A 22,361-nucleotide genomic window follows, 5' to 3' on the forward strand; every position below is an offset into this window, starting at 1 on the left:
GCTCGGTGCCGCGAGCACGGTCAGTCGACCCCCGCCATCAGCCGGTGGATCGGCTTCGAGGCGAGCATCACCACGACCCCGGTGACGACCGAGGCGAGGCCGACCCAGAGGAAGAACGGGGCCTCGTCGGTCTCGTCGTAGAAGCCGGCGAGCGTGCCGGCGAGCGCCGTGCCGAGGGCGATCGAGAGGAAGTAGAGCGCGATCATCTGCGTCGCGAACTTGCGCGGCGCGAGCTTGGTCGTGGCGCTGAGTCCCACCGGCGAGATCAGCAGCTCGGCCAGGGTGAAGACGAGCAGGATGCCTGCGAGGCCGAGCAGCGGCGCGGTGTTCTGGCCGCTCGGCATCAGCAGGAAGCCGAAGAACGCCACGCCCATCAGCGCCGTGCCCGCGCCGAACTTGAGCGGTGTGGCCGGCTGCCGTGTCCCCCACCGGGTCCACAGCGCCGCGAACACCCCGGCCAGCACGATGATGAAGACCGGGTTGATGCTGGTGACCCACGAGACCGGCATCTCCCACCCGAGGATGTCGCGGTCGAGGCGCTTGTCGGCGTAGATCGTCACCACGGTGAACTGCTGCTGGTAGAGCGACCAGAACATCACGTTGCACACGAACAGCGGCATGAAGGCGAAGATCCGGCTTCGCTCCGCACCCTGCACCTCCCGGTCGGCGAGGATCACCGCGAAGTAGGCGATCGCGGCCACCAGGCTGATGCCGATGACGATGGTGGAGAGGCGGGCGGCGGTGATCACGTCGACCCACACCAGGACGGCGACCAGGGCGAGGGCGAGCACCGCGACGGCGACGTAGCGCGGCCACCGACCCGGGGGCAGTGGGTTGGCGACGCGGTGCGTCTTCTCGGGCAGCTTGCTGCGGGTGGCGGCGTACTGCGCCAGGCCGAGCGCCATCCCGACCGCCGCCGCCCCGAAGCCCCAGTGGAAGCCGGCCTCCTTCTGCAGCAGGCCGGTCAGCAACGGCCCGAGCAGCGCACCGATGTTGATGCCCATGTAGAACAGCGAGAAGCCGGCGTCACGGCGGGTGTCGTGCTCGTCGTAGAGCGAGCCGACCAGGGAGGTCGCCGTCGCCTTCACCCCGCCCGAGCCGAGGGCGATGAGCACCAGGCCCACGCCGACGCCGAGCAGGCCGGGAAGCAGGGCGAGGGCGAGGTGGCCGGCCATCACGCAGACCGCGGAGGAGAAGAGCGTCCGCTCGGGTCCGATCACCCGGTCGGCGAGCCACGCGCCGAGGATGGTCGAGAGGTAGACCCCGCCGCCGTAGGCGCCCACGATGCCGGTCGCGACGCCCTCGTCGATGCCCAGCCCGCCCCGGGAGGCGGAGTAGTAGAGGTAGATCAGCAGGATGCCCTGCATGCCGTAGAAGCTGAACCGCTCCCACAGCTCGACCCCGAAGAGGTTGGCCAGCACTCCCGGCTGGCCGAAGAAGCGGGTGTCGGACCGGTCCTCGAGACGGGTTCCCTGCGCGTCGCGTGAGTCGCTCACCTGTCCACGGTGCCACCGACGCCCGGATGCGTCAGCACCCGGGGCCGGTGGGAGCGGCGGACGACCAGGTGCTACTCCGTCGTGCTACTCCGTGGCGATCGCGTCGAGCACCTTCATCCGCGACGCCCGTACGGCGGGCACGATCGCGGCCAGCACCCCGAACACCACCGCGATCACCAGGAAGACCGCGAGCGAGCCGAGCGGCAGGGCCAGCACGGTCAGGTCCTCGGAGAGCGACTGGCGCAGCGCCACCCCGATGAGGAGTCCGACCACGAGCCCGAGGACCGCCCCGAGCACCGCGATGGTGATCGACTCGAGCGTGATCATCAGCCGCAGGCGCCGCCTCGAGAGCCCCACGGCGCGCAGCAGGCCCACCTCGCGGGTGCGCTCGATGACGCTGAGGCCGAGGGTGTTGACGATGCCGATGACGGCGATGACGACCGCGAGCGCGAGCAGGCCGTAGATCATGAACAGCAGCTGGTTGACCTGCTGCTTGATCAGCTCGGAGAAGCCCTCCTTGTCCTGCACCGTGACGATCGGCAGGTCCGCGACCACCTCGTCGAGGGCGTCGTGCACCGCGTCGACGTCGGCGCCGTCGGTGACGTTGATGCTGAGCGTGCTGTCGTTGCGCCGCAGCCCGGCGTCCTCGAGGACGCCGATGGGCATCGTCACGCCGTTGGTGATCGGCGTGTCCTCGAAGATCCCGACGACCTCGAGGGCGACGGTCCGACCTCCGGGGAAGGACGCCGGGATCGTGCTGCCCACGTCGGCGCCGAGGTCGCTCGCGGTCGACGTGCTGAGGATCGTCTGGTCGCCGCTCATGTCCTGGGTGCCGGCGCGCATGTCGAGGTCGTAGATGTCGCCGAACGCGTCGTCGACGCCCGCCACGAAGCTCTGGTCCTGGTCGACGAGGGCCACCGACCCCTGCATCCGGGAGACCGTGCCGACGCCGTCGACCTCGGCCATCTCGTCGCCCACCTGGGTGGGGAAGCCCTGGAAGCTCGGCGCCTGCACGAGGAAGTCGCTGCGGAACTCGCGGTCGACCAGCTCGTCGTTGGTCGCGCTCAACGACGACGCCAGCACGCCCACGGCCGAGACCACGGCGAGGCCGATCATCAGCGCCGAGGCGGTCGCCCCGGTGCGCCGTGGGTTGCGCAGCGCGTTCTCGCCGGCGAGCTTGCCGGTGGTGCCGAAGAGCTTGTCGAACAGGGTGCGGCAGGCCAGGAGCACCGGGTGCCCGAGGACCGGCGCCATCACCGCGACGGTGATCACCCAGATCACCGCGCCCGCGCCGATCCACCCCGGGTCCGCGCCCGGTGCGCCGACCAGGCCCGCGACCATGAGCGCGCCGCCGACGACGAGGGCGAGGGTGCCCAGCACGAGGCGCCGGCGACCGAGTGCCTTCTCCTGGACGGTGAGGTCGTCGCGGAGGGCCGCCACCGGCGGCACCTTCGCGGCGCGGCGGGCGGGCACGAACGCCGCGACCATCGTCACCACGATGCCGACGACGTAGGCGGCGATCACCGTCGACGGGGTCAGCACCAGCACCTCGGACGCGATGTCGAGGCCCTGCGAGCGGAAGATCGCGGCGAGCCCGCGCGAGAGCCCGAGCCCGATCAGGAGGCCCAGGGTGGAGCCCAGGACCCCCATCAGGAACGCCTCGACGAGCACCGAGCGCGTCACCTGCCGACGGCTGGCCCCGAGCGCGCGCAGCAGCGCCGACTCGCGCACCCGCTGGGAGACCAGGATCGAGAAGGTGTTGAAGATGATGAACGCGCCCACGACGATCGCGATCACCGCGAAGGCCACCAGGAAGTAGCCGATGACGTCGAGGAACTGCCCGATCTGCTCGTCGGACTCGTCGATCACCTCCTGCCCGGTGACGGCGGTGAAGCCGTCGGGCAGGACGGTCTTCGCCGCGTCGGCGAGCTCGGTCTGGCTGGCCCCGTCGGCGGCGGTGAGGGCCACCGTGGTGTAGGCGTCCTCGCCGTCGAGGAAGACGTCCTGGGCCTCGCTCGTCTCGAGCAGCGCGAGCGTGGCGCCGGCCGTGCCGCCGCCGTTGAAGTTGGACGTGCCGACGAGCTCGAACTCCTTGCGCAGCTGGCCGGTGGGCAGCAGGAGGGTGACCTGGTCGCCCAGCTCGTAGCCGCCGCGCTCGGCCGAGGACGCGTCGAGGTTGATCTGGCCGGGCGCGTCCGGCCACTCGCCCGACTCGAGGACCAGGATCGGCTCGCCCGCGATGTTGACGCCGTCGTTGTGGTTGAAGACCAGGGTGGGCGCGCCGGTGCCGCCGACGAGCTTGCCGTCCTCCCCGAGCAGGTAGGCGCCGACCCCGTCGACCGAGCCGTCGGCCGCGGCGACCTCGGGCAGCGCGGCCAACCGGTCGACGGCCTTCGGCTTGATCAGGCTGGTGGTGCCGGCGCCGGAGGCCTGGAACGACACCTCGCCCTCGGTGCGCACGACGGCGTCGGAGGTGGAGCCCTCGATGATGTTGTCGAAGGTCGCGCCGAGGCCGTGGCTGAAGGTGAGGACGCCGGCGAGGAAGCCGATGCCCAGCACGATCGCCAGCGTGCTCATCACCAGGCGGACCTTGCGGGCCACCAGGTTGCGCCAGGTGAGGCGGAGCATGCTCAGCCCGCCTTGCGGGCCGCGGCGTCGCCGAGGCGGCCCATGCGCTCGAGGATCGCGTCGCGGTCGGGGTCGCGCAGCTCGTCGACGAGCTTGCCGTCGGCGAGGAACAGGACCCGGTCGGCGTAGGCCGCCGCGACCGGGTCGTGGGTCACCATGACCACCGTCTGGGCGAACTCGTCGACGCTGCGACGCAGGAAGCCGAGCACCTCGGCCGAGCTGGTGGAGTCGAGGTTGCCGGTGGGCTCGTCGGCGAAGACGATCGACGGGCGGCTCACCAGCGCGCGTGCGCAGGCGACGCGCTGCTGCTGCCCGCCCGACATCTCGCTGGGCCGGTGGCCCAGCCGCGGGCGCAGGCCGACGGCGTCGATGACTGCGTCGAACCACTCCTTGTCGGCCTTCTTGCCGGCCAGGTCGAGCGGGAGGACGATGTTCTCGCGCGCGGTCAGGGTCGGCACGAGGTTGAACGCCTGGAAGACGAAGCCGATCCGGTCGCGGCGGAGCGTGGTGAGCGCCTTGTCCTTGAGGGCTCCCAGCGACGTGCCGTCGACGACCGCCTCGCCGGACGTCGGGGCGTCGAGTGCCGCCAGGCAGTGCATCAACGTGGACTTGCCGGACCCCGAGGGACCCATGATGGCGGTGAACTCCCCCTTCATCAGGTCGACGGTCACGCCGTCGAGGGCCCGCACCTGCGCCTCCGCCGAGCCGTAGACCTTCACCAGGTCACGTGCACGTGCCGCCACGCCCTGCGGCGCCTCTCCCGTGGGCTGCTCACTCATGTGAGGAAGTCTGACAGGGGGCCACGCAGCAGGGCCATGGGATAACACCCGCAGCGGACCCTGACATGTGTCAGGGCCGGGGCAAGGGTCCGGTGAGGGCCGGCGAGGGTCCGGCGCCCTAGGTTGGCACGCGTGGGAGACGTCGTCGCAGGGCTGCTGACCGGTCTGGCGCTGATCGTGGCGATCGGCGCGCAGAACGCGTTCGTCCTGCGCCAGGGGCTGCGCCGCAGCCACGTCGGGCTGGTGGTGGGCGTGTGCGCGCTGTCCGACGTCGTGCTCATCGTCGCCGGGGTCGCCGGGATCGGGGTCGTCGTCGACCGTGCGCCGTGGGCCGTCGAGGTGGTGCGCTGGCTCGGCGTCGCGTTCCTCACCGGCTACGGCGCGGCGTCGCTGCTGCGTGCTCGGCGGCCGCAGGCGCTCGACGCGGCGGGCGGGGAGGTCGAGGCCCGGCGGGGCGTGGTGGTCCGGGCGGTGGCGCTGACCTGGCTCAACCCCCACGTCTACCTCGACACCGTGCTCCTGCTCGGCTCGATCGCGGGCACCCACGGTGCGTCCGGTCGCTGGTGGTTCGCGCTCGGGGCGTGCGCGGCGAGCCTCGCGTGGTTCGCCGGGCTCGGGTACGGCGCCCGGCTGCTCGCGCCGCGCCTGGCGAGCCCGCGGGCGTGGCAGGTGCTCGACGTGCTCGTCGGGCTGGTCATGCTGGCGATCGCCGTCCGCCTCGCCCTCGGGGCCTGAGCCGCGCGGCCGCGCCGCCTCAGGCCTCGGTCGTGCCCGACCCGTCGCCCGACCCGCCGCCCTGCCGGGCGAGCGCCTCGTCGTGGCGCGCGCGCAGCCGCTCGCGGATCTCGTCGGGCTCGTAGTGGCGGCGCGCCCGCTCGTCACGCGCGACGGCGGCGCCCGTGGCGACGCCCGCGAGGATCCCCGCCAGGCCGAGCCACTTCCACACGCGCATGCGGCGAGCCTAGCGCCGTTCCTGCGGCAGACTGCGCGCATGGCATCGGCCCTGACCCTCGACCAGGCGGTCGACCTGACGCGCAGCGGCGACATCTGGCTGTTCCGCGGCCGGCGGGCGCCCGACCGCGCCATCCGCGCCGTCACCAACGCCCCGGTCAACCACGTCGGGATGGCGGTCGTCGTCGACGACCTGCCGCCCCTGATCTTCCACGCCGAGCTCGGCCGGTCGCAGCTCGACGTGTGGACCGGCGCCCACCACCGCGGCGTGCAGCTGCACGACCTGCGCGAGGCGGTCGGGCGGTGGCACACCGACTACGACCAGGACGCCTGGGTGCGCCAGCTCGCGCCCGAGATCGGTGCCGAGGAGGAGGACGGCATGCTGCGCGCCGTCGCCCGGCTCGACGGGGTCTCCTTCCCGAGCATGGCGCGGCTCGGAGCGCGCTGGCTGCGCGGCCGCGACGCCTACGTCCCCCACCGCGAGCGGGGTCGGCGGGTCACCCCGGAGGCGGCGTTCTGCGCCGAGGTCGTGGCGACCTGCTACATGGAGATGGGCATCCTGCGCGACGACCGGCGGGCCACCTGGTACGACCCGGGCACGTTCTGGAGCGGCGACCACCTGCCCGTCGCGCCCGGCTGGACGCTCGGCACGGAGGTCGCGGTCAGTCGCTGACCGCGCGCCCGAGCCGCTCGGCCACCACCGCCACCGCCGCCCGGAGCTCCGCCCCACCGGCCACCGTGAACGGGAACGGGACGCCGGCCAGCCACTCCCCGGCGTAGGCCTCGGGGTTGCTGGTGCTGCCGAGCAGCTCGCAGCGCCCGCCCGGCAGCTCGCGCAGCTCGCCGATGGTCGGCCGGATCCACGGGCGTACCTCGTCGAGGGGCGCGTCGAAGACGACGTGCGTGTCGTGCTCCCACCCCTTGGCGAGGTTGGCCTCCAGCGCCGCGGCCGGGTCGAGGTCGGCCGGCACCTCGAACGTGCCGTCGAGCAGCTCCACGGCGGTGATCCGGTCGACGCGGAAGGTGCGCAGCGCGTCGGCGTGGTGGGAGTGGCACAGCAGGTACCACCGGCCGTGGCGGACCACGACCGACCAGGGGTCGACGACGAACGTGCGCTCGCTGCCGGCCGCGGTGCGGTAGCCCACCTCGACCTGCCGCTGGGCGGCCACCGCCGCGACCAGCTCGGTGGTGACCTCGGGGTCGGGACGCACCGGGGTGCGCTCGGGGACGGCTCGCGCCGTCTCCCGCACCGCGACGGCCTGGCGGGCGACGTTGGTGGGCAGCACCCGCAGGATCTTGCCCAGCGCAGCGCCGACCGGGTCGCCTGAGTCGGCCACCGCGTGGTGGGAGTCGAGGGCGGCCATCACGAGACCCAGCGCCTCGGTGGCGGAGAAGACCAGCGGTGGCAGGCGCAGCCCGCGCCCGAGGGTGTAGCCGCCGTAGGGACCGCGGGTGGACTCGACCGGGATGTCGGCCTCGCGCAGGATCGCGACGTAGCGCCGCGCGGCCCGCTCGGTGACCCCGAGCCGTGCCGCCAGGTCGGCCGCGGTCGTGCCCGGCCGCGCCTGCAGGATGTCGAGCGCCCGCAGCGCGCGGGCGGTGGGGCTGATGTCGCTCACCCGGACATCCTCGCACCGGTTCCGGACGCAAAACGTCCGCAACCGGTCCTAGCGTGGGCGTCGAGGGTCGACACCCACCACCAAGGAGGACCCATGGACATCGTGCTCATCCCCGGACTCTGGCTCGACGGCTCGGCCTGGGACGACGTGCTGCCCGAGCTCGAGGCGCTCGGCCACCGAGGCGTACCGGTGACGCTGCCCGGGCAGGGCGACGGCGCCCCCACCGCGACGTACGACGAGCAGGCCGACGCGGTGCTCGCCGCCGTCGACGCCGCCGGGGGCGCACCCGTCGTGGTGGGGCACTCCGCCGCGTCCACGCTGGCGTGGGTGGCCGCGGACCGGCGCCCCGACGCCGTGACGGGCGTCGTGCTGATCGGCGGCTTCCCGACGACCGACGGCGAGACCTATGCCGACTTCTTCGAGACCGACGGCGACGCCGTCGCGTTCCCGGGCTGGGAGCCGTTCGCCGGACCCGACTCCGACGACATGTCCCCCGAGCTCAAGGCCGAGGTCGCCGCAGGCACCCACCCGGTGCCCGTCGGGGTGACCAAGGGCGTGGTGCGCTGGACCGACGAGCGGCGTCACGGCGTGCCGCTGACCCTCGTCTGCCCGGAGTTCAGCCCCGCCCAGGCGCAGGAGTGGATCGACGGCGGCGACGTCCCCGAGCTCGCCGCCGCGACGGCCCTCGAGCTGGTCGACCTCGACTCCGGCCACTGGCCGATGTTCACCCGGCCGGCCGCCCTGGCGGCGCTGCTCGACGCCGCGGCCACCCGCTCACGGATCGGCTGAGCGGGGTCGGCCCGGCGGGACTCAGCGCAGCAGCTCCTCGGGCCCGGCCGCCACCGTCGGGACGTCGGCGGGCGCCCGGCCGGCGGGCTGCACCGCCTCGAGCGGGGTCGCCGGGGTGAGCGGCGTGACCGGCAGCACGACGTAGCCGCTGTGCACGCCCGAGGCGAGGTCGACGCCGACCTCGACGAGCTCCGCCGGGGCCATCCCCAGCGCCACCGCCACCGCGACCGCGCTGTCGGGTCGGTCCGCCGGGTCCTTCTGGAGCAGCGACGCGACGACGGCGCGCAGGTCCTCCGGCACGTCCTCGCCCAGCGGCGGGGGCGGCTCGTTGACGTGGCACAGCGCCGTCGCGATCGGGGTGCCGCGGTCGAAGGGACGCTTGCCGGTGAGCATCTCGTGGCCCACCACGCCGAGGGCGTAGAGGTCGCTGGCGCCCGTGGCCTGCTCCCCGACCGCCTGCTCGGGGCTGATGTAGTTGGGCGTGCCGAGCATCTCGCCCACCCGCGTGTGGCCGATGGCGTCGATCGCGCGGGCGATGCCGAAGTCGGTCAGCTTCACCAGGCCGTCCTCGCGGACCAGGATGTTGGCCGGCTTGACGTCGCGGTGGACCACGCCGGCCTCGTGGGCGGTGCCGAGCGCGAGGGCGGCCTGGCCGAGGATCGAGCGCACCGCCTCGGGCTGCATCGCCCCGTGCTCGCGGATGACCGCCGAGAGCGGCAGTCCCGGCACGAGCTCCATCACGAGGTAGGTCAGGTGGTCGTCGTGGCCGTAGTCGAAGACGGTGGTGATGTTGGGGTGCAGGAGAGCCGCGGAGTGGAGCGCCTCGTCGCGGAAGCGCTCGGCGAAGATCTCCTCGTTGTCGGGATCGGCCCGCATCACCTTGACGGCGACCTCACGCTGCAGGACGTCGTCGAGGCCGCGCCAGACGTCCGCCATCCCGCCGGAGGCGATGCGCTCCTGCAGGACGTAGCGGTCACCGAGGCGGAGTCCTTCCACGAGCCTGTGCACGGGCGTGTCCCACTTCCCTCGGAGGAGGCGCGTGAGGGCGCCCAGGCTTCAGATGCTACTCCGCTGGGTACCCCGTTCCCGCGCCGACGACCGCGCCTCCCACCCCCACGGGTGCCTTGACAACATACAACCGACCGGTTGTATATTGTGGCATGGACAGCGACGAGGACCGCGCGGACGCCTGGTTCCACGCGCTCTCCGACCGCACCCGGCGCGACATCCTGCGGCGCGTGCTGGCCGGCGAGCACTCCGTCTCCGCCCTGGCCCGCAGCTACGACATGAGCTTCGCCGCCGTGCAGAAGCACGTCGCCGTCCTCGAGCGTGCCGGACTGCTGACCAAGCGCCGTCGGGGCCGCGAGGCCCTGGCCAGCGGCGACGTCGAGGCCGTGCGGTCGGTGGGCGCGATGCTCACCGAGCTCGAGGGCCTCTGGCGCGGCCGCATCGCCCGCATGGACGAGCTCCTCGCCGAGCCCGCCCCCGCACCACCAACCCGTCCCAGCCGGACCACCAGCACGGGGACCACCTGAAGAACGGACCAGACCATGCCCGTCACCGACGTCACCCATGACCTCGACGCCCTCACGCTCACCATCACCGCCGACTTCGCCGCCCCTCCCGAGCGCGTGTGGCAGGTCTACGCCGACCCGCGCCAGCTCGAGCGCGTGTGGGGACCTCCCGGCTACCCCGCCACGTTCGTCGACCACGACCTGGTCCCGGGCGGGCGGATGACCTACTACATGACCAGCCCCGGCGGCGACCGGTTCTACGCCTACTGGGACGTCGCGACCGTCGAGCGGCCCCACCGGTTCACGTTCACCGACGGCTTCGCCGTCGACGAGACGTTCGCCGCCAACCCCGACCTGCCCGAGTCCCAGCAGGTCTACGACTTCAGCGAGACCGCGGACGGCACGCGGGCGACGTTCGTCTCGACCTACGCCGACGCCGCCTCCCTCCAGAAGGTGCTCGCCATGGGCGTCGTCGAGGGCTCCACGCAGGCGATCAACCAGATCGACGGCCTGCTCGCCCCCTGACGCCGCTCCGCCCAGCCGGCCCCGCCAGCCCAGCCGGCCCGCCAGCCCCGCCAGCCCCAGAGCACAGGAGGCTCCACCCATGCGCACGATCGTCATCACCACGTTCCTCTCCCTCGACGGCGTCATGGAGGCGCCCGGCGGCGGCGACCACCCCCACGCCGGCTGGACCTTCAAGGACGTCGAGCCCGACATGGCCGCCTACGACATCAAGGGCCGCGAGACCGAGGAGGCCAGCGCCCTGCTCCTGGGCCGGCGCTCCTACGACGAGTTCGCTCCCGTGTGGCCCTCGATGAAGGAGTTCACCACCTACAACGCGATGCCGAAGTACGTCGTCTCCACCACGCTCGAGGGCGACACGGTCCCGTGGGGCGAGGGCACCGTCTCCGTGCTCCGTTCCCTCGACGACGTCGCGGCGCTGAAGGAGACCGAGGGCGGGGAGATCCACGTCCACGGCAGCGCCCAGCTCGCCCAGGGCCTGGCGAAGGCCGGGCTGGTCGACCGCTACACCCTCCTCGTCTACCCGCTCCTGCTCGGCAGCGGCAAGCGGCTCTTCGGCGAGAGCGACAAGACCAGGCTCGAGCTCGTCGAGCACGCCGCCTACGACAACGGCATCCTGCTGCAGCGCTACGACGTCGTGCACTGATCCTCTGGCGCGACGTCCGGTTCTGCCGGACCCTGTGTCGGTGGAGCTCGCCCTGCTGCTCGTCTCGATGGCGGCCGTCGTCCTCGCGGTGACCGCCGTCAGCGAGCGGCTGCACGTGCCGGCGCCGCTCCTGCTCGTCGTCGTCGGCGCGGCCGCGGCCTACGTGCCGGGCGTGCCCACGATCCACCTCGAGTCCGAGGTGGTCCTGCTGGGACTGCTGCCGCCGCTGCTCTACGCCGCCGCGATCCAGACCTCGCTGGTCGACTTCAACGCCAACAGAGGCGCCATCCTGCGGCTGTCGGTGCTGCTCGTGGTGGTCACGGCGCTGGCGGTCGCCGTCGTCGTGGACCGACTGGTGCCCGGCCTGGGCTGGGCGGCTGCCATCGCGATCGGCGCCGTCGTCGCGCCGCCCGACGCCGTCGCGGCCACCGCCGTCGCGCGACGCATCGGGCTCCCCCGCCGCGTGGTCACGATCCTCGAGGGCGAGTCCCTCTTCAACGACGCGACCGCCCTCGTGGTCCTCCGCACGGCCGTCGCCGCGCTGTCCGCCGGCGTGACGGTCGCCGCGGTGGCCGGTGACTTCGCGCTGGCGGCCGGCGGGGGCGTGCTCATCGGGGCCGCGGCCTTCCTGCTCGTCGCCGCCCTGCGCACGCGCCTGCGCGACCCGCTGATGGACACGGCCGTCTCGTTCCTGACCCCCTTCGCGGCGTTCGTGGCTGCGGAGGAGATCCACGCGTCCGGCGTCATCGCGGTCGTCGTCGCCGGGCTGCTGCTGGGCCACAAGGCGCCGCTCATCCAGACCGCCCAGTCCCGGATCACCGAGCGGATCACCTGGCGCACCGTCGCGTTCGTGCTGGAGAACACCGTCTTCCTCCTCATCGGCCTCCAGCTCGACTGGATCCTCGAGGGCGCCCGCGCCTCCAGCCTGCCCGGGTCCCGCATCGCGCTCGTGTGCGGCGCGACCCTCCTGACCGTCGTGGTCGTCCGGCTCGTCTACATGCAGGCCACCGGCTTCCTCCGGCGCCGCGACCCCATCCCCGCCTCGTGGAGCTTCCTCATCGGCTGGGCCGGCATGCGGGGCGTGGTCACCCTCGCCGCCGCGTTCGTCATCCCCGAGGACGCACCCCACCGTGAGGTGCTGCTCCTCATCGCCTTCACCGTCGTGGCCGGCACCCTGCTCGTGCAGGGGCTCACGCTGCCGCTGGTGACCCGGCTGCTCGACGTCCCCGCGCCCGACCCCGCCGAGGACGCCCTCGCCCGGGCCTCGCTGCTCCAGCAGGCCGCCGACGCGGGCTTCGCCCGGCTCGACGAGCTGGAGTACGACGACCACCACGGCGTCGCCGCCCAGGTCCGCGCGCGCGTCGACCAGCGGACCTTCGCGGCGTGGGAGCAGCTGGCCACCGCGTCCGGGGAGGAGACGCCGTCGGAGCTCTACGCCCGCATCCGCGGCGAGATGATCGAGGCGGAGCGGGCCAAGGTGCTGCGCGTGCGGAGCAGGGGCCACGTGCCGTCGGAGGTCGTGAGCCAGGTGCTCGGCATGCTTGACATCGAGGAGTCGATGCTCGACGCCGCCACCTCGGCGCGCGCCGACGTACGCCGCAGCAGCCTGGCCCCCACCGGCGGCCGCTCCTGCCGCGATCTCGCGGAGCACCCGGTCACGCGGACCGCGAGCGACCCGGCCTGCGCGGAGTGCCTCGTCGAGGGCACCCGGTGGGTGTCGCTGCGCCAGTGCCTGAGCTGCGGGCACGTGGGCTGCTGCGACTCCTCGGTCGGCAGGCACGCCACGGGCCACTTCCACGAGAGCCTGCACCCGGTCGTGCAGTCGGCCGAGCCCGACGAGTCGTGGCGCTGGTGCTACGTGCACGACATCACCGGCTGACTGACCCCTCGTCCTGGGTAGTGAGGGACGGACTGGTCGCTCCGGGGCCCGAAAACCGACCAAACCGTCCCTCACTACCCAGTCCGGGCGCGACTACGCTCGGCGGATGGGAGCGCCCGCGATCGTCATCGCCTCCACCCACCACGCCGCCGAGCTGGGTGAGGCGTTCGCCCGCTACGAGCGGGAGTACGACGTCCGCCACGTCAGCGACGAGGTGATGGCCAAGGCCACGGCCAAGGAGCTGGTCCACTCCGGACACCAGGTCGCCCTCTTCGTCGTCGACAGCGACCACGACCGCGACAAGCTGGTCGGACTGATCAACGGCACCCGCCAGGCGGTGCCCACCTCGCGCCGGCTGATCGTCACCCACGTCAGCCGCTTCCGCGAGGACAACCAGACCTTCCGCCACGCCGTCGCGGCCGGCAAGGTCGACGCGCTGCTGCTGATGCCGCAGGGCCCCCGCGACGAGGAGTTCCACCTCGCCGTCGGCGAGCTGCTCAACGAGTGGAACGCGACGGTGGCGACACCGGTCGTCGAGGGCGTGCGCATCATCACCCCGGAGAAGGACGCCCTCGCCCGCGACCTCCTCGACTACCTCGCCCGGGTCGGCATGCCGGCCGGGGTGCACCACCCCGACAGCGAGGTCGGGCGCCGGGTGATGGCGACCTGCCCGGACGAGGTCGGCCACTGGCCGGTCGTGTCCTCGCTGGCCGGCTGGTCGGGGCACTGCCCCGACGTCCGCTCGCTCGCCATCCGGCTCTACGGCCGCCCCGACGAGATCGACGTCGACCAGGTGGTCGACCTCGTGGTCGTCGGCGCCGGGCCGGCCGGTCTCGCCGCGAGCGTCTACGCCTCCAGCGAGGGACTGTCCACCGTCTGCCTGGAGGCCGAGGCCATCGGCGGGCAGGCCGGCACCAGCTCGATGATCCGCAACTACCTCGGGTTCCCGCGCGGCATCTCCGGCATGCGCCTGGCCCAGCGCGCCCGCGGCCAGGCGCTGCGCTTCGGCACCCGGTTCTTCACCGGCTGGCCTGCGACGGGCATCTCCCCGTGCGCCGACGGCGACCACCACGTCGTCCACACCGACGGCGGCGACGTGCACGCCCGCACCGTGCTCGTCTCGACCGGCGTCGACTACCGCCGCCTCGGCGTGGAGTCGCTGGAGGACCTCGTCGGGCGTGGGGTCTACTACGGCGCGGCGATGGCAGCGGCCCGCGAGCTGGCCGGCGACCACGTGGTGGTCGTGGGCGGCGGCAACTCCGCCGGCCAGGCGGCGGTCCACGCCGCCCGGTTCGCCTCCGCGGTGACGCTCGTCGTGCGGCGCCCCGACCTCCGGGCGACCATGTCGTCCTACCTGATCGACGAGATCGAGTGGAACCCCCGCGTCACCGTGCGCACGTGCACCCGCGTCGTCGACGGAGGCCCCGACGACGTCGGGCAGCTGGCCTGGCTCGACGTGGAGGACGTCGACAGCGGCGCGCGGGAGCGGGTCGAGGCGCGCGGGCTGTTCCTCCTGCTGGGCGCGTCACCGGAGTGCGGCTGGCTGCCCCCGACCGTGCTGCGCGACGACCGCGGGTTCGTCCTCACCGGTCGCGACGTCGGGTCGGAGCACTGGCTCGACGGCGTTCCTCCCGCCGAGCTGGCCACCACGCTGCCGGGCGTCTTCGCCGGCGGTGACATCCGTGCGGGCTCGATGAAGCGGGTGGCGTCGGCGACCGGCGAGGGGGCCTCGGTGGTGGCCTCGGTCCATGCCTGGCTCGGCCGATAGCCGCTCAGAGCGTCAGCAGCAGGAAGACCACCGCCACCGCGGGAAGCGTGCCCTGGATGAGTGCGGCGCGGGCCTTGCATCGAGCCGGTGCCGGCGAGCGCGAGGGCGCGGCCGACGTCCTCGTTGCTGCCGAGCAGGACGACACCCACGCCTGTCGTGATCGCCAGGAAGAGGTTGTAGAAGCCCTGGTTGTACGCCATCGGCGCCAGCAGCGGCGCATCGGCCTCCGCCACCCCGAACGCGCGACGCGTCGCCGGCTCGGTCCACCGGAACGACTCCAGCACCCAGATGTAGACGTGCAGGAGTGCGGCGGCGGCGGCGAGCACGGCGGCGAGGACCGTCATCGACCCACCCTGGGCTCGCCTACCCCTGAGTGGGTGGCACGCGGGCACCGAGACGGCCCAGACTCCCTCCCGGCAACCCCGCCCCCGATCCTCGAGGAGGACCACATGGGACGACTGATCGGCATTCTGCTGGTGATCTGGCTGGTGATCGGCGCGTTCGCGGCGTTCCAGCGCGGCTACTTCGACGACACGAAGACCAACTGCTCCGAGGCCAGCGACATCGCGCTCAACATCGTCGCCGGGCCGCTCAACTACACCGGCCTCAACCCCAAGGTCGACTGCGTCGACGTCGACATCGACACCCCCGAGCCGAGCAAGTAGTCAGGCCCCCGGCTTCTCGAACGTGGTCGCCGGGTCGCCCGACACCCGCCAGGCGAGGATGCCGTCGCGCGGGCTGATCGCGTAGATGCGCGAGCCGTCGGGCGACACCAGCACCGCGCGCGGGGTGTCGTCGGCGCCGACGAGCGCCCGCACGGCGTCGTCGCGCCAGTCCCAGAGCTGCACCTCCGGATCGTCCTTGACGCTCGCCACGACGGTGTCGGCGCCGAGCCACGCCAGGTGGTCGCCGGCGGCGGGGAGCGCGGCCTCCTCCTGGCGCGTGGCGCTGTCCCAGACGGTGACGGCGGCGCCGTCGTCGAGGGCGAAGGACGAGGTGGCGAGGGTGGTGCCGTCCGGGGCCCAGGCCACGTGCCCCTGGGGCGGCGCGTCCAGCTCGCCCACCTGCTCGCCGGTCACGGTGTCGTGGAGGCTCGCCGGAGCGTCGGACGCGGCCACGGCCAGCGTCGGCGAGCGCGGGGACCACGCGACCGCCACGGCGTCGCCCCCCGCGTCGATCCCGGGCTCGACCGCGGCCACCTCCGCCGGGTCGGCGACCGACCAGAGGCGTACGACGCCGTCGGCTCCCGCCCCGGCGAGGGTGTCGCCGTCCGGTGAGAACTCGAGGTCGCGCAGACCGCCGCCCGCGGCGTCCTGGACGACGGCGGCGTCGTAGGCCTCGACCGAGCCGACCTCCTCGCCGGTCGTGTCGTCGAGGAGGACCACCGACACGGTCCCGCCGTCGATCCGGTCGGTCGCGACGAGCCCGGCGGTGCTCCACGCGACCACGCCGCCCCCGTCCCACCGCCCGTCGAGGGTCCCCTCGCCGGTGGACCACACGCACAGCTCGCCGTCGCACGGCACCGCGAGTCGCGCACCGTCGGGGCTCAGCGCCGCGGAGTCGCCGGTGAACGCCACGCCGGGCACCTGCGCCACGTCACCCGACCCGGCGTCACCACCGTCACCGCCCCCGCTGCGGTCCGCCTCGGGCCCGTCGCCGGAGGAGCAGCCGGCGAGCGCCAGGGCCGCCACGGTCAGCACCGCCGCCACGGGGAGGCCCGACCTCATGCACGCACCAGGCCGCTGACGTCGAACCACGCCTCGCTGCCGTCGTCACACTCATGGCGGTCGAGCGAGCGGCCGTGGACGGTCAGGAGGCTCTGCTGCCGCGAGGTCCGCCGGTCGGCACGCAGCACGTCGTACTCGTCACTGACCCGCAGCACGCTCCACGGGCGCTCGCGGGTGCCGTCGCCGGTGCTCCGGATCGACTCGAGCGCCAGCGCCTGGAGGGTGCGCTCGGCGCGCACCCGGGCGTCGTCGCCGAGTCCGGCGTGTGCGGCGGCGAGCGCCGCGTGCGCCGACGGCGAGAAGAACGCGCCCGGCATCGCGGCGTGCACGAGCGAGGCCGCCTCGGCATGGTCACCGCGAGCGAGGGCCGGGCCCGCGAGGGCGACCACGTCGAGGCCCGGATCGAACCCGGCCGAACCGCGTACGGCCTCGCGCAGCGCCGCGAGGTCGGCGGCCGACCGGGTGCGGGCCCACACCAGCGCGAGGTCGGACAGTGCCGGCCCGTCGGGCGGGGGGTGCGCGGTGTGCGCGCTCATCGTGCGTCCTTCCTGATCCGGTCGAGGTCGTCCTCGTCGAGGTCGTCGAGGTAGTCGCCACCGGTCTCACGGGCGTCCCTCTCGACGGGCTGGTCACGATAGGCCTCGAAGCCGTCGACCTTCGATGTCTTGTAGTCGTCGAAGTTGTCGCGCCACTGCTCGACCTCCTCCTGGCTGACGCCGGGGGGTCCGTCGTAGTCCTCCCACCACCACCAGGGCAGGTCGTCGACCGCCTTGTGCTGCTCGGCGTGGCGGACCTCGTGGGCGACCGTGCCGAGGATGGTGGGGTCGTCGAGGTTGCCCTCGTCGATGCGCAGCACCCGGTCGCTCTCGCTCCAGCTGCCGCGGGAGTCGGTGGAGGGGTCGTCGTCCTTGCCGTCGCCGTTCCGGTCCTCGAGGTCCTCGATGCGCACCTCGAAGTCGTCCACGCCGGCGTCGCGGGCCTGCTGCTCGGCGATGTGCGTCAGCACCCGACGGCGCTCGGCGTCGGACATCGAGGCCCAGTCGCGCGCGACCTCGGGGTCGGCGACGTACTCCGGGCCGTCGTCGCTGAAGGACCCCTGCGGACGGGCGGCCACGAGCGCCGAGTCGACGGCGTAGGCCTGGTCGAGGGCGTCGCCCACCCGCGCCGCCAGGGCGGACACCGCGCTCTGGCGGATCGCAAGGTGCTCGCGCGCCTCGAACTGGTTGTCGAAGGTGCGCCGCGGCCCGACGTCGCTGACGGTGCCGGCGGCGTCGACGGCCAGGTCCTGCGCCGCCGCGTCGCTGAGGATGTCCTGCACGGCCTGCTCGATCCGGGTGACCTGGCCGATCTGGGCGTAGACCTCGCGCTCGAAGCGGGCCAGGCCGTCGATGTGCCTCGTCATCTGGGCCACGAGCCCCACCTGCCGGGTCAGGGCGGACAACCGCGCGAGGCCCGTCCAGCCGGCGGGGACCGCGTCGGACTCCACGGCGTCGCGGGCCTTCTCCAGGGACAGGATGTCGACGCGGAGCGCGTCGCTCGCCGCCCTCACGCCCGCGGCGCGCCAGGACCTCAGGTCGCCGAAGGTGATCATCACCTGCCTCCCACGAAGCTGCGCAGCCACTCCTGGAACGCCTGGGCCTTCGCGTCGGCGGCCTCCGCGTCGGTGGCTGCCGCCTCGAGTCCGTCGGCGAAGTCGTCGACCGACGACGCCCATCCGTCGATGCCCTCGTCCCACGCGGTGGCGAACTTCGGCATCACGCTCGCGGTGCTGCTGCCGGGCAGCGCACCCCCGAGCGTTGCGACGGCGTCCGAGGCGTCCGCCGCCCGGGCGTCCTTGGCCGCGGAGCGGAGGTCGCTCGCGGTGCTCCGGAGCTCGGCGGGCTCCACCTGGTAGGTCGACATGGAGAGTGGATGCCCCGCCGCGCCGCGCGCCAAACCGCGGCGACCAGCGCCTGTGGACGACTCAGGAGACCCAGGGAGGCGTCCAGCCGTCGGGCGGGTCCTCGCCGACGCGCCGGTCGACGGCCTCGCGCAGCAGGTCGGCGTGGCCGGTGTGCCGGGCGTACTCCTCCAGCAGGTCGAGGAGCAGGCGGCGCAGGCGCGGGTGGTGGCCGTCGCCGTCGTCGACGTGGGCGAGGAGGTCCAGGCCGCCCTCGGCGAGGGCCGCCTCGATCCGGGCGGTGTTGCGCACGACCGCGTCGTCGTAGGCGGCGTACGTCTCGGCGGCGCCCAGCCGGTCGGTGGTGAACTCCCAGTCGTCGGTGCCGTCGTGGCCGAGCGAGCGCCACGGCTCGTCGAGCACCTCGCCGCGGAGCTTGGTCGTCAGGTAGTAGTCCTCGACCATCGCCAGGTGGAGCAGCAGGCCGCCGAGGGAGAGCGCGGACGACGGCAGTCGATGTCGCAGGCCCGCCTCGTCGAGACCGTCGGCCTTCCACCGCAGCGTCGCGCGCTGACGGGCGAGCGCGCCGACCACGTGCTCGGCCTCGGTGCCGTCGATCGGCGGCTCCCACGGCGGCGGGACCCAGGTGTCGTGCTCGTCGTCCTCGGTGCTCATGCCGGGACCGTAGACCCGGTTGCGGACGTTCCGCGACCGGTTCACCGGGCACGGGGTGTGGACACCGATGCGCGCCTCGCGCCATGGTGTGCGGATGCGACGACTCGGCGTCACCCTCACCTCAGCCCTCACCCCAGCGCTGGCCCTCGCGCTCGCCCTCCCGGCGACCGCGGCGCCGCCCGGCGTCTCCCCCGACGCCACCTCCGACGCCAGGCCCGGTGGGCCCGGTGGGCCCGACCCGTTCCGCGACGGGTGGTCCGAGACCGTGGTCGACGCCGACCAGAACCTCCGCGGCCTGGCCGCCGTGAGCCGCAGCGAGGCGTGGGTGACGGGCGAGAGCCTGACCGACGGTGGGCCCGCCCGGGTCTTCCGCACGACCGACCGCGGCCGGACGTGGGTCGACGTGAGCCCCGAGCTCACCGAGGACCTGTCGTTCCGCGACATCGAGGTCCACGGTCGCGTGGCCCACGTCCTGGCGATCGGTCCCGGCGAGGCCTCGCGGATCTACCGCTCCACCGACGGCGGTGCCAGTTGGACCGAGGCGTTCCGCAACACCGACGAGGATGCGTTCTACGACTGCATGGCCTTCTACGGCGGGGGCAAGCGCGGCCTGGCCGTCAGCGACCCCGTCGACGGCAAGCTCCGCATCCTGTCCACGGCGGACCGCGGCCGGAGCTGGTCGGTGCTGCCCAGCAGGGGCATGCCGGCCTCGGGCGGCGAGTTCGGCTTCGCCGCCAGCGGCGACTGCCTGGTCACCGCCGGCCGGTCGGCGTTCCTGATCACCGGCGGCAAGCGCTCGCGCGTGCTGCGCTCCGACGACCGTGGACTGACCTGGACCGCCACCCCCTCCGGCATCCCGGCCGGTGAGGCCGCCGGCGGGTTCGCCGGCGACTTCGCCTCGCCCCGCCACGGCATCGCGGTCGGTGGCGACTTCGCCGACGCCGACGACACCGAGGACACGACGGCCTTCACCCGCGACGGTCGCACGTGGACCGTCGGCGCCGACCTGAGGCACGTCGGCGAGGACGTGTCCTTCCTGCGCGGCACCCGCTACGCCGTCGCCACCGGCGACTACGGCGGCTCGGCCGGATCGAGCATCACCTCCGACGGCGGGGCCACGTGGAAGCGCGTCAGCAAGCTGGGCTACCACGCCATCGAGTGCGTCGCGACGGTGTGCTGGGCGGCAGGGTCGAAGGGCCGCGTCGGGCGCGGCTGAGCCGCGTACGCCGTCTCGCTAGGGTCGAGGGATGGCCGACCTCTCCCGCGTCCCGACCGCCCCCCTGCTCGCCGCCGGCCTCGTCGGTGGTTTCACGCTCGCCCAGCGCACCGGCGTACGACCCCTCGGTGGGGCGGCGATGCTCGGCGCCAACGTGCTCGCCGCGCGCCAGTGGTACGCCGTCGGCGGCGCGCCGCTGGTGGCCGGGCTGAGCGCGGCCTACTGGACCGCCATGGGCGTCTCGCACCCGCTCGCGAAGAAGGTCGGCACCTGGCCGTCCGTCCTCGGCGTCACCGCCGCCGCCTCCGGCGCGGCGTGGCTGCTCGCCGACCGTCGCGCCCGCCCCTGACGGTCGCTCCCCCCGCCCGCCCGTGATGGTTCATCAAGGTATGTAGGGCAACCCGCACTTCCCACGGTCAGCTCGCCGTGGGAAGTGCGGGTCCAGCGACATACCTTGATGAACCGTCAGTCGTCGGGGAGCGCGGCGAAGGCGGCCTGCATCTCGCGATACCAGCCGAGCGACCGCTTGGGGTGACGCCAGCGGCCCTTCATCTCCTTGCGGGCCGGCAGGTGGGCCTCGTCGCCCTCCTTCTCGGCCTCCTTGAGGTGCGCGTCCTGCGCGACGATCACGTCGTCGTGGGTCTCGCCGCGGTGGGCGCGGTCGCACGGTCCGCCGAGCTGGCGGCAGGTCATGGTCTTCATGCCGTCCTCCTCCTTCGTGTTGGTGGTGACTCTGCCCGGTCGACGAGCGGGACGCCACGGACGTGACACGCGGCGTCGCGGCGCGGGCCCTCGCGTGCCCTGCGCATGGCCGACCGCGCCGGTAGAGTCGACGCCTCGGACAGGGGGCGCGCACATGGCGAGGTCACGCAGCGTCGCGGGCGGGTGGCTGGTCGTCGTCTGCTGCCTCTCGCAGTTCCTGCACACCGTCTACGGCAGCGTCGCCAACATCGCCCTGCCCGACATCTCGCGCGACCTCGGCGCCGGACTGGGCTCCCTGCAGTGGGTGGTGAGCGCCTACGTGCTGAGCCTGGCGAGCCTGTTGGTCTTCGCGGGCAACCTCGCCGACCGCATCGGCCGACGGCGCGTGCTCGTGCTGGGCAACGTGGTGATGGTCGTCGGCTCGATCGTCTGCGCCCTCAGCACCTCGGTGCCATCGCTCGTCGTCGGGCGGGTCGTCCAGGGTGTCGGCAGCGCCCTGATCGCGCCGGCCGGCCTGTCCCTGCTGGCGGCGGCGTTCCCCGAGACCGCCCGGCGCGCCGTCGCGGTGATGTGGTGGACGACGATCGGCACCGCGTCGCTCGCCGCGGGCCCGATCCTCGGCGGTCTGCTCGTCAAGGACCTCGGCTGGACATCGGTCTTCTGGGCCGGGGTGCCGCTGGGGGGGGTCGCGTCAGTCCTCGCGGTCGCGCTCCTGCAGGAGTCGCGTTCCGAGCGCCCGACCCCGTTCGACGGTGTCGGCCAGGTACTGCTGACCCTCCTCCTCGCCGCGGTCGCGTTCACCCTCATCGAAGGGTCGCACCTCGGGTGGACGTCCGCGCCGGTGCTCGCTGCCGCCCTCGTCGCCGTCGCCTCACTGGTCGCCCTCGCGCCCTACGAGCTGCGCCGCTCCGACCCGCTGCTGCCGCTGCACCTGCTGGGCGACCGGCCGTTCGTCACCGCGCTGTCCATGGCGGTGGCGGGCTACCTCGCGCTCGCGGGCCTGCTGTTCGTCAACACGTTCTACCTGCAGTCCGAGCGCGGGCTGGACGCCACGCAGGCCGGTCTCATGACGATCCCGCTGGCCGCGGGCGCCACCGCCTCGGCCCTCCTGGCGGCGCGCCTCGTGGCCGGCGGCCACTCCCGTGCGGCACTGGTCGCCAGCGGCGTGCTCATCGCCCTCGGCGCCGGAGGTCTGTGGACGACCGAGTCGGCGGCGCTGTGGACGGTCGTCGTCCCCTACTTCGTCTTCGGTCTCGGGTTCGGCCTCATCGCCGATCCCGTCAGCGTCACCGCGCTCTCCGAGCTGCCGACCGCGGAGGCGGGGCTGGCGTCCAGCCTCATCTCCACCTCCAAGCAGACCGGCCAGCTGATCGGCATCGCCGGCGTCGGCTCGATCCTCGCCATACCGCAGACGTCGTCGGACGCACTGGCGTTCGACCACATGGGCGGGTGGGTGTGGGCGGTGCTGCTGGTCGCCGGGGTGCTCATCGCCGGGCTCGCGCTCAGCACGCCTCGCGAGCGGATCGCCGTGCCCCACAAGCCGCCCGTCCACCACTGACCGCCTCCACCGG

24 protein-coding genes and 1 pseudogene are annotated in these 22,361 nt (G+C 73.4%); 12 read left to right on the forward strand and 13 right to left on the reverse strand.

Annotated elements, in window-relative coordinates; genetic code table 11:
• Positions 1–20: 20 nt before the first annotated feature.
• The 3 genes from AC3X7Z_RS14470 to AC3X7Z_RS14480 form a co-directional block, all read right to left on the reverse strand.
• Entirely contained in the window at positions 21–1,496 is a 1,476-nt protein-coding gene (locus AC3X7Z_RS14470) for a peptide MFS transporter (RefSeq protein WP_489976362.1), read from the reverse strand.
• 84 nt (positions 1,497–1,580) lie between these two features.
• A complete protein-coding gene (locus AC3X7Z_RS14475) occupies positions 1,581–4,124 on the reverse strand; it encodes an ABC transporter permease (protein WP_489976363.1) in 2,544 nt (847 codons plus the stop codon).
• Positions 4,125–4,126: 2 nt separating this feature from the next.
• Positions 4,127–4,903: an ABC transporter ATP-binding protein gene (locus AC3X7Z_RS14480; RefSeq protein WP_186339604.1), complete on the reverse strand. Its 777-nt coding sequence runs from the start codon at positions 4,901–4,903 to the stop codon at positions 4,127–4,129.
• Between the two features lie 132 nt (positions 4,904–5,035).
• On the opposite strand from AC3X7Z_RS14480, the gene AC3X7Z_RS14485 reads away from it, so the two are divergent.
• Complete coding sequence (locus tag AC3X7Z_RS14485; RefSeq protein ID WP_241005261.1) at positions 5,036–5,638, forward strand: LysE/ArgO family amino acid transporter; 603 nt, start codon at positions 5,036–5,038, stop codon at positions 5,636–5,638.
• 19 nt (positions 5,639–5,657) lie between these two features.
• Here AC3X7Z_RS14485 and AC3X7Z_RS14490 read toward each other — a convergent pair whose 3' ends face one another.
• Positions 5,658–5,855: a hypothetical protein gene (locus AC3X7Z_RS14490; protein ID WP_489976364.1), complete on the reverse strand. Its 198-nt coding sequence runs from the start codon at positions 5,853–5,855 to the stop codon at positions 5,658–5,660.
• Between the two features lie 39 nt (positions 5,856–5,894).
• On the opposite strand from AC3X7Z_RS14490, the gene AC3X7Z_RS14495 reads away from it, so the two are divergent.
• Complete coding sequence (locus AC3X7Z_RS14495; RefSeq protein ID WP_186339607.1) at positions 5,895–6,527, forward strand: hypothetical protein; 633 nt, start codon at positions 5,895–5,897, stop codon at positions 6,525–6,527.
• Here the strand turns inward: AC3X7Z_RS14495 and AC3X7Z_RS14500 are convergent.
• The gene (locus AC3X7Z_RS14500) at positions 6,517–7,473 is read right to left on the reverse strand and encodes a helix-turn-helix transcriptional regulator (protein ID WP_186339608.1); all 957 of its coding nucleotides are present in this window, start codon (positions 7,471–7,473) and stop codon (positions 6,517–6,519) included. The genes AC3X7Z_RS14495 and AC3X7Z_RS14500 overlap by 11 nt on opposite strands.
• 93 nt (positions 7,474–7,566) lie before the next feature.
• On the opposite strand from AC3X7Z_RS14500, the gene AC3X7Z_RS14505 reads away from it, so the two are divergent.
• Positions 7,567–8,262, forward strand: a complete 696-nt coding sequence (locus tag AC3X7Z_RS14505) for an alpha/beta fold hydrolase (RefSeq protein WP_489976365.1) — start codon at positions 7,567–7,569, stop codon at positions 8,260–8,262.
• Positions 8,263–8,283: 21 nt separating this feature from the next.
• Here the strand turns inward: AC3X7Z_RS14505 and AC3X7Z_RS14510 are convergent, their stop codons facing one another.
• Positions 8,284–9,270: a protein kinase domain-containing protein gene (locus AC3X7Z_RS14510; protein ID WP_206054458.1), complete on the reverse strand. Its 987-nt coding sequence runs from the start codon at positions 9,268–9,270 to the stop codon at positions 8,284–8,286.
• Positions 9,271–9,422: 152 nt separating this feature from the next.
• On the opposite strand from AC3X7Z_RS14510, the gene AC3X7Z_RS14515 reads away from it, so the two are divergent.
• The 5 genes from AC3X7Z_RS14515 to AC3X7Z_RS14535 all read left to right on the forward strand — a co-directional run bounded on the left by AC3X7Z_RS14515 (position 9,423) and on the right by AC3X7Z_RS14535 (position 14,591).
• Positions 9,423–9,797 carry an ArsR/SmtB family transcription factor gene (locus AC3X7Z_RS14515; RefSeq protein WP_489976366.1) on the forward strand — a complete coding sequence of 125 codons (375 nt, stop codon included), beginning with the start codon at positions 9,423–9,425 and terminating at the stop codon, positions 9,795–9,797.
• 15 nt (positions 9,798–9,812) lie between these two features.
• A complete protein-coding gene (locus AC3X7Z_RS14520) occupies positions 9,813–10,301 on the forward strand; it encodes an SRPBCC family protein (protein WP_186339611.1) in 489 nt (162 codons plus the stop codon).
• 79 nt (positions 10,302–10,380) lie between these two features.
• A complete protein-coding gene (locus AC3X7Z_RS14525; protein WP_186339612.1) occupies positions 10,381–10,944 on the forward strand; it encodes a dihydrofolate reductase family protein in 564 nt (187 codons plus the stop codon).
• A gap of 40 nt (positions 10,945–10,984) precedes the next feature.
• Positions 10,985–12,823, forward strand: coding sequence for a Na+/H+ antiporter (locus tag AC3X7Z_RS14530; RefSeq protein ID WP_489976367.1), 1,839 nt, complete (start codon positions 10,985–10,987; stop codon positions 12,821–12,823).
• Positions 12,824–12,929: 106 nt separating this feature from the next.
• Positions 12,930–14,591: an NAD(P)/FAD-dependent oxidoreductase gene (locus tag AC3X7Z_RS14535; protein ID WP_489976368.1), complete on the forward strand. Its 1,662-nt coding sequence runs from the start codon at positions 12,930–12,932 to the stop codon at positions 14,589–14,591.
• Positions 14,592–14,728: 137 nt separating this feature from the next.
• On the opposite strand, the pseudogene AC3X7Z_RS14540 reads toward AC3X7Z_RS14535, so the two are convergent.
• Positions 14,729–14,935: pseudogene (locus AC3X7Z_RS14540) on the reverse strand (DUF1304 domain-containing protein); the annotation flags it as partial.
• A 105-nt stretch (positions 14,936–15,040) separates the two neighbouring features.
• Here AC3X7Z_RS14540 and AC3X7Z_RS14545 point away from each other — a divergent pair.
• Positions 15,041–15,256, forward strand: coding sequence for a hypothetical protein (locus AC3X7Z_RS14545; protein WP_186339616.1), 216 nt, complete (start codon positions 15,041–15,043; stop codon positions 15,254–15,256).
• On the opposite strand, the gene AC3X7Z_RS14550 is transcribed toward AC3X7Z_RS14545, so the two are convergent.
• The 5 genes from AC3X7Z_RS14550 to AC3X7Z_RS14570 form a co-directional block, all read right to left on the reverse strand.
• Entirely contained in the window at positions 15,257–16,318 is a 1,062-nt protein-coding gene (locus tag AC3X7Z_RS14550) for a WD40 repeat domain-containing protein (RefSeq protein WP_489976369.1), read from the reverse strand.
• On the reverse strand, positions 16,315–16,854 hold the full coding sequence (locus AC3X7Z_RS14555) for a DUF4919 domain-containing protein (protein WP_186339618.1): 540 nt from the start codon (positions 16,852–16,854) through the stop codon (positions 16,315–16,317). Before AC3X7Z_RS14555 ends, AC3X7Z_RS14550 begins: the two co-directional genes overlap by 4 nt.
• Positions 16,851–17,909: a hypothetical protein gene (locus tag AC3X7Z_RS14560; RefSeq protein WP_489976370.1), complete on the reverse strand. Its 1,059-nt coding sequence runs from the start codon at positions 17,907–17,909 to the stop codon at positions 16,851–16,853. Before AC3X7Z_RS14560 ends, AC3X7Z_RS14555 begins: the two co-directional genes overlap by 4 nt.
• Positions 17,909–18,220 (reverse strand): hypothetical protein, encoded by a 312-nt coding sequence (locus tag AC3X7Z_RS14565; protein WP_186339620.1) that lies wholly within the window; start codon positions 18,218–18,220, stop codon positions 17,909–17,911. The genes AC3X7Z_RS14560 and AC3X7Z_RS14565 overlap by 1 nt, the downstream gene beginning before the upstream one ends.
• A 61-nt stretch (positions 18,221–18,281) precedes the next feature.
• Positions 18,282–18,872: a mycothiol transferase gene (locus tag AC3X7Z_RS14570; RefSeq protein ID WP_489976371.1), complete on the reverse strand. Its 591-nt coding sequence runs from the start codon at positions 18,870–18,872 to the stop codon at positions 18,282–18,284.
• A 94-nt stretch (positions 18,873–18,966) separates the two neighbouring features.
• On the opposite strand from AC3X7Z_RS14570, the gene AC3X7Z_RS14575 reads away from it, so the two are divergent.
• Positions 18,967–20,088, forward strand: a complete 1,122-nt coding sequence (locus tag AC3X7Z_RS14575) for an oxidoreductase (protein ID WP_489976372.1) — start codon at positions 18,967–18,969, stop codon at positions 20,086–20,088.
• Between the two features lie 31 nt (positions 20,089–20,119).
• A complete protein-coding gene (locus AC3X7Z_RS14580; protein WP_186339623.1) occupies positions 20,120–20,437 on the forward strand; it encodes a hypothetical protein in 318 nt (105 codons plus the stop codon).
• A gap of 116 nt (positions 20,438–20,553) precedes the next feature.
• Here the strand turns inward: AC3X7Z_RS14580 and AC3X7Z_RS14585 are convergent, their stop codons facing one another.
• A complete protein-coding gene (locus AC3X7Z_RS14585; protein ID WP_489976373.1) occupies positions 20,554–20,790 on the reverse strand; it encodes a hypothetical protein in 237 nt (78 codons plus the stop codon).
• A 154-nt stretch (positions 20,791–20,944) separates the two neighbouring features.
• Here AC3X7Z_RS14585 and AC3X7Z_RS14590 point away from each other — a divergent pair, with 154 nt between their 5' ends.
• Positions 20,945–22,348, forward strand: coding sequence for an MFS transporter (locus tag AC3X7Z_RS14590; protein ID WP_186339625.1), 1,404 nt, complete (start codon positions 20,945–20,947; stop codon positions 22,346–22,348).
• Positions 22,349–22,361 lie beyond the last annotated feature (13 nt).

The organism is Nocardioides sp. Z24_21 (assembly GCF_058134345.1).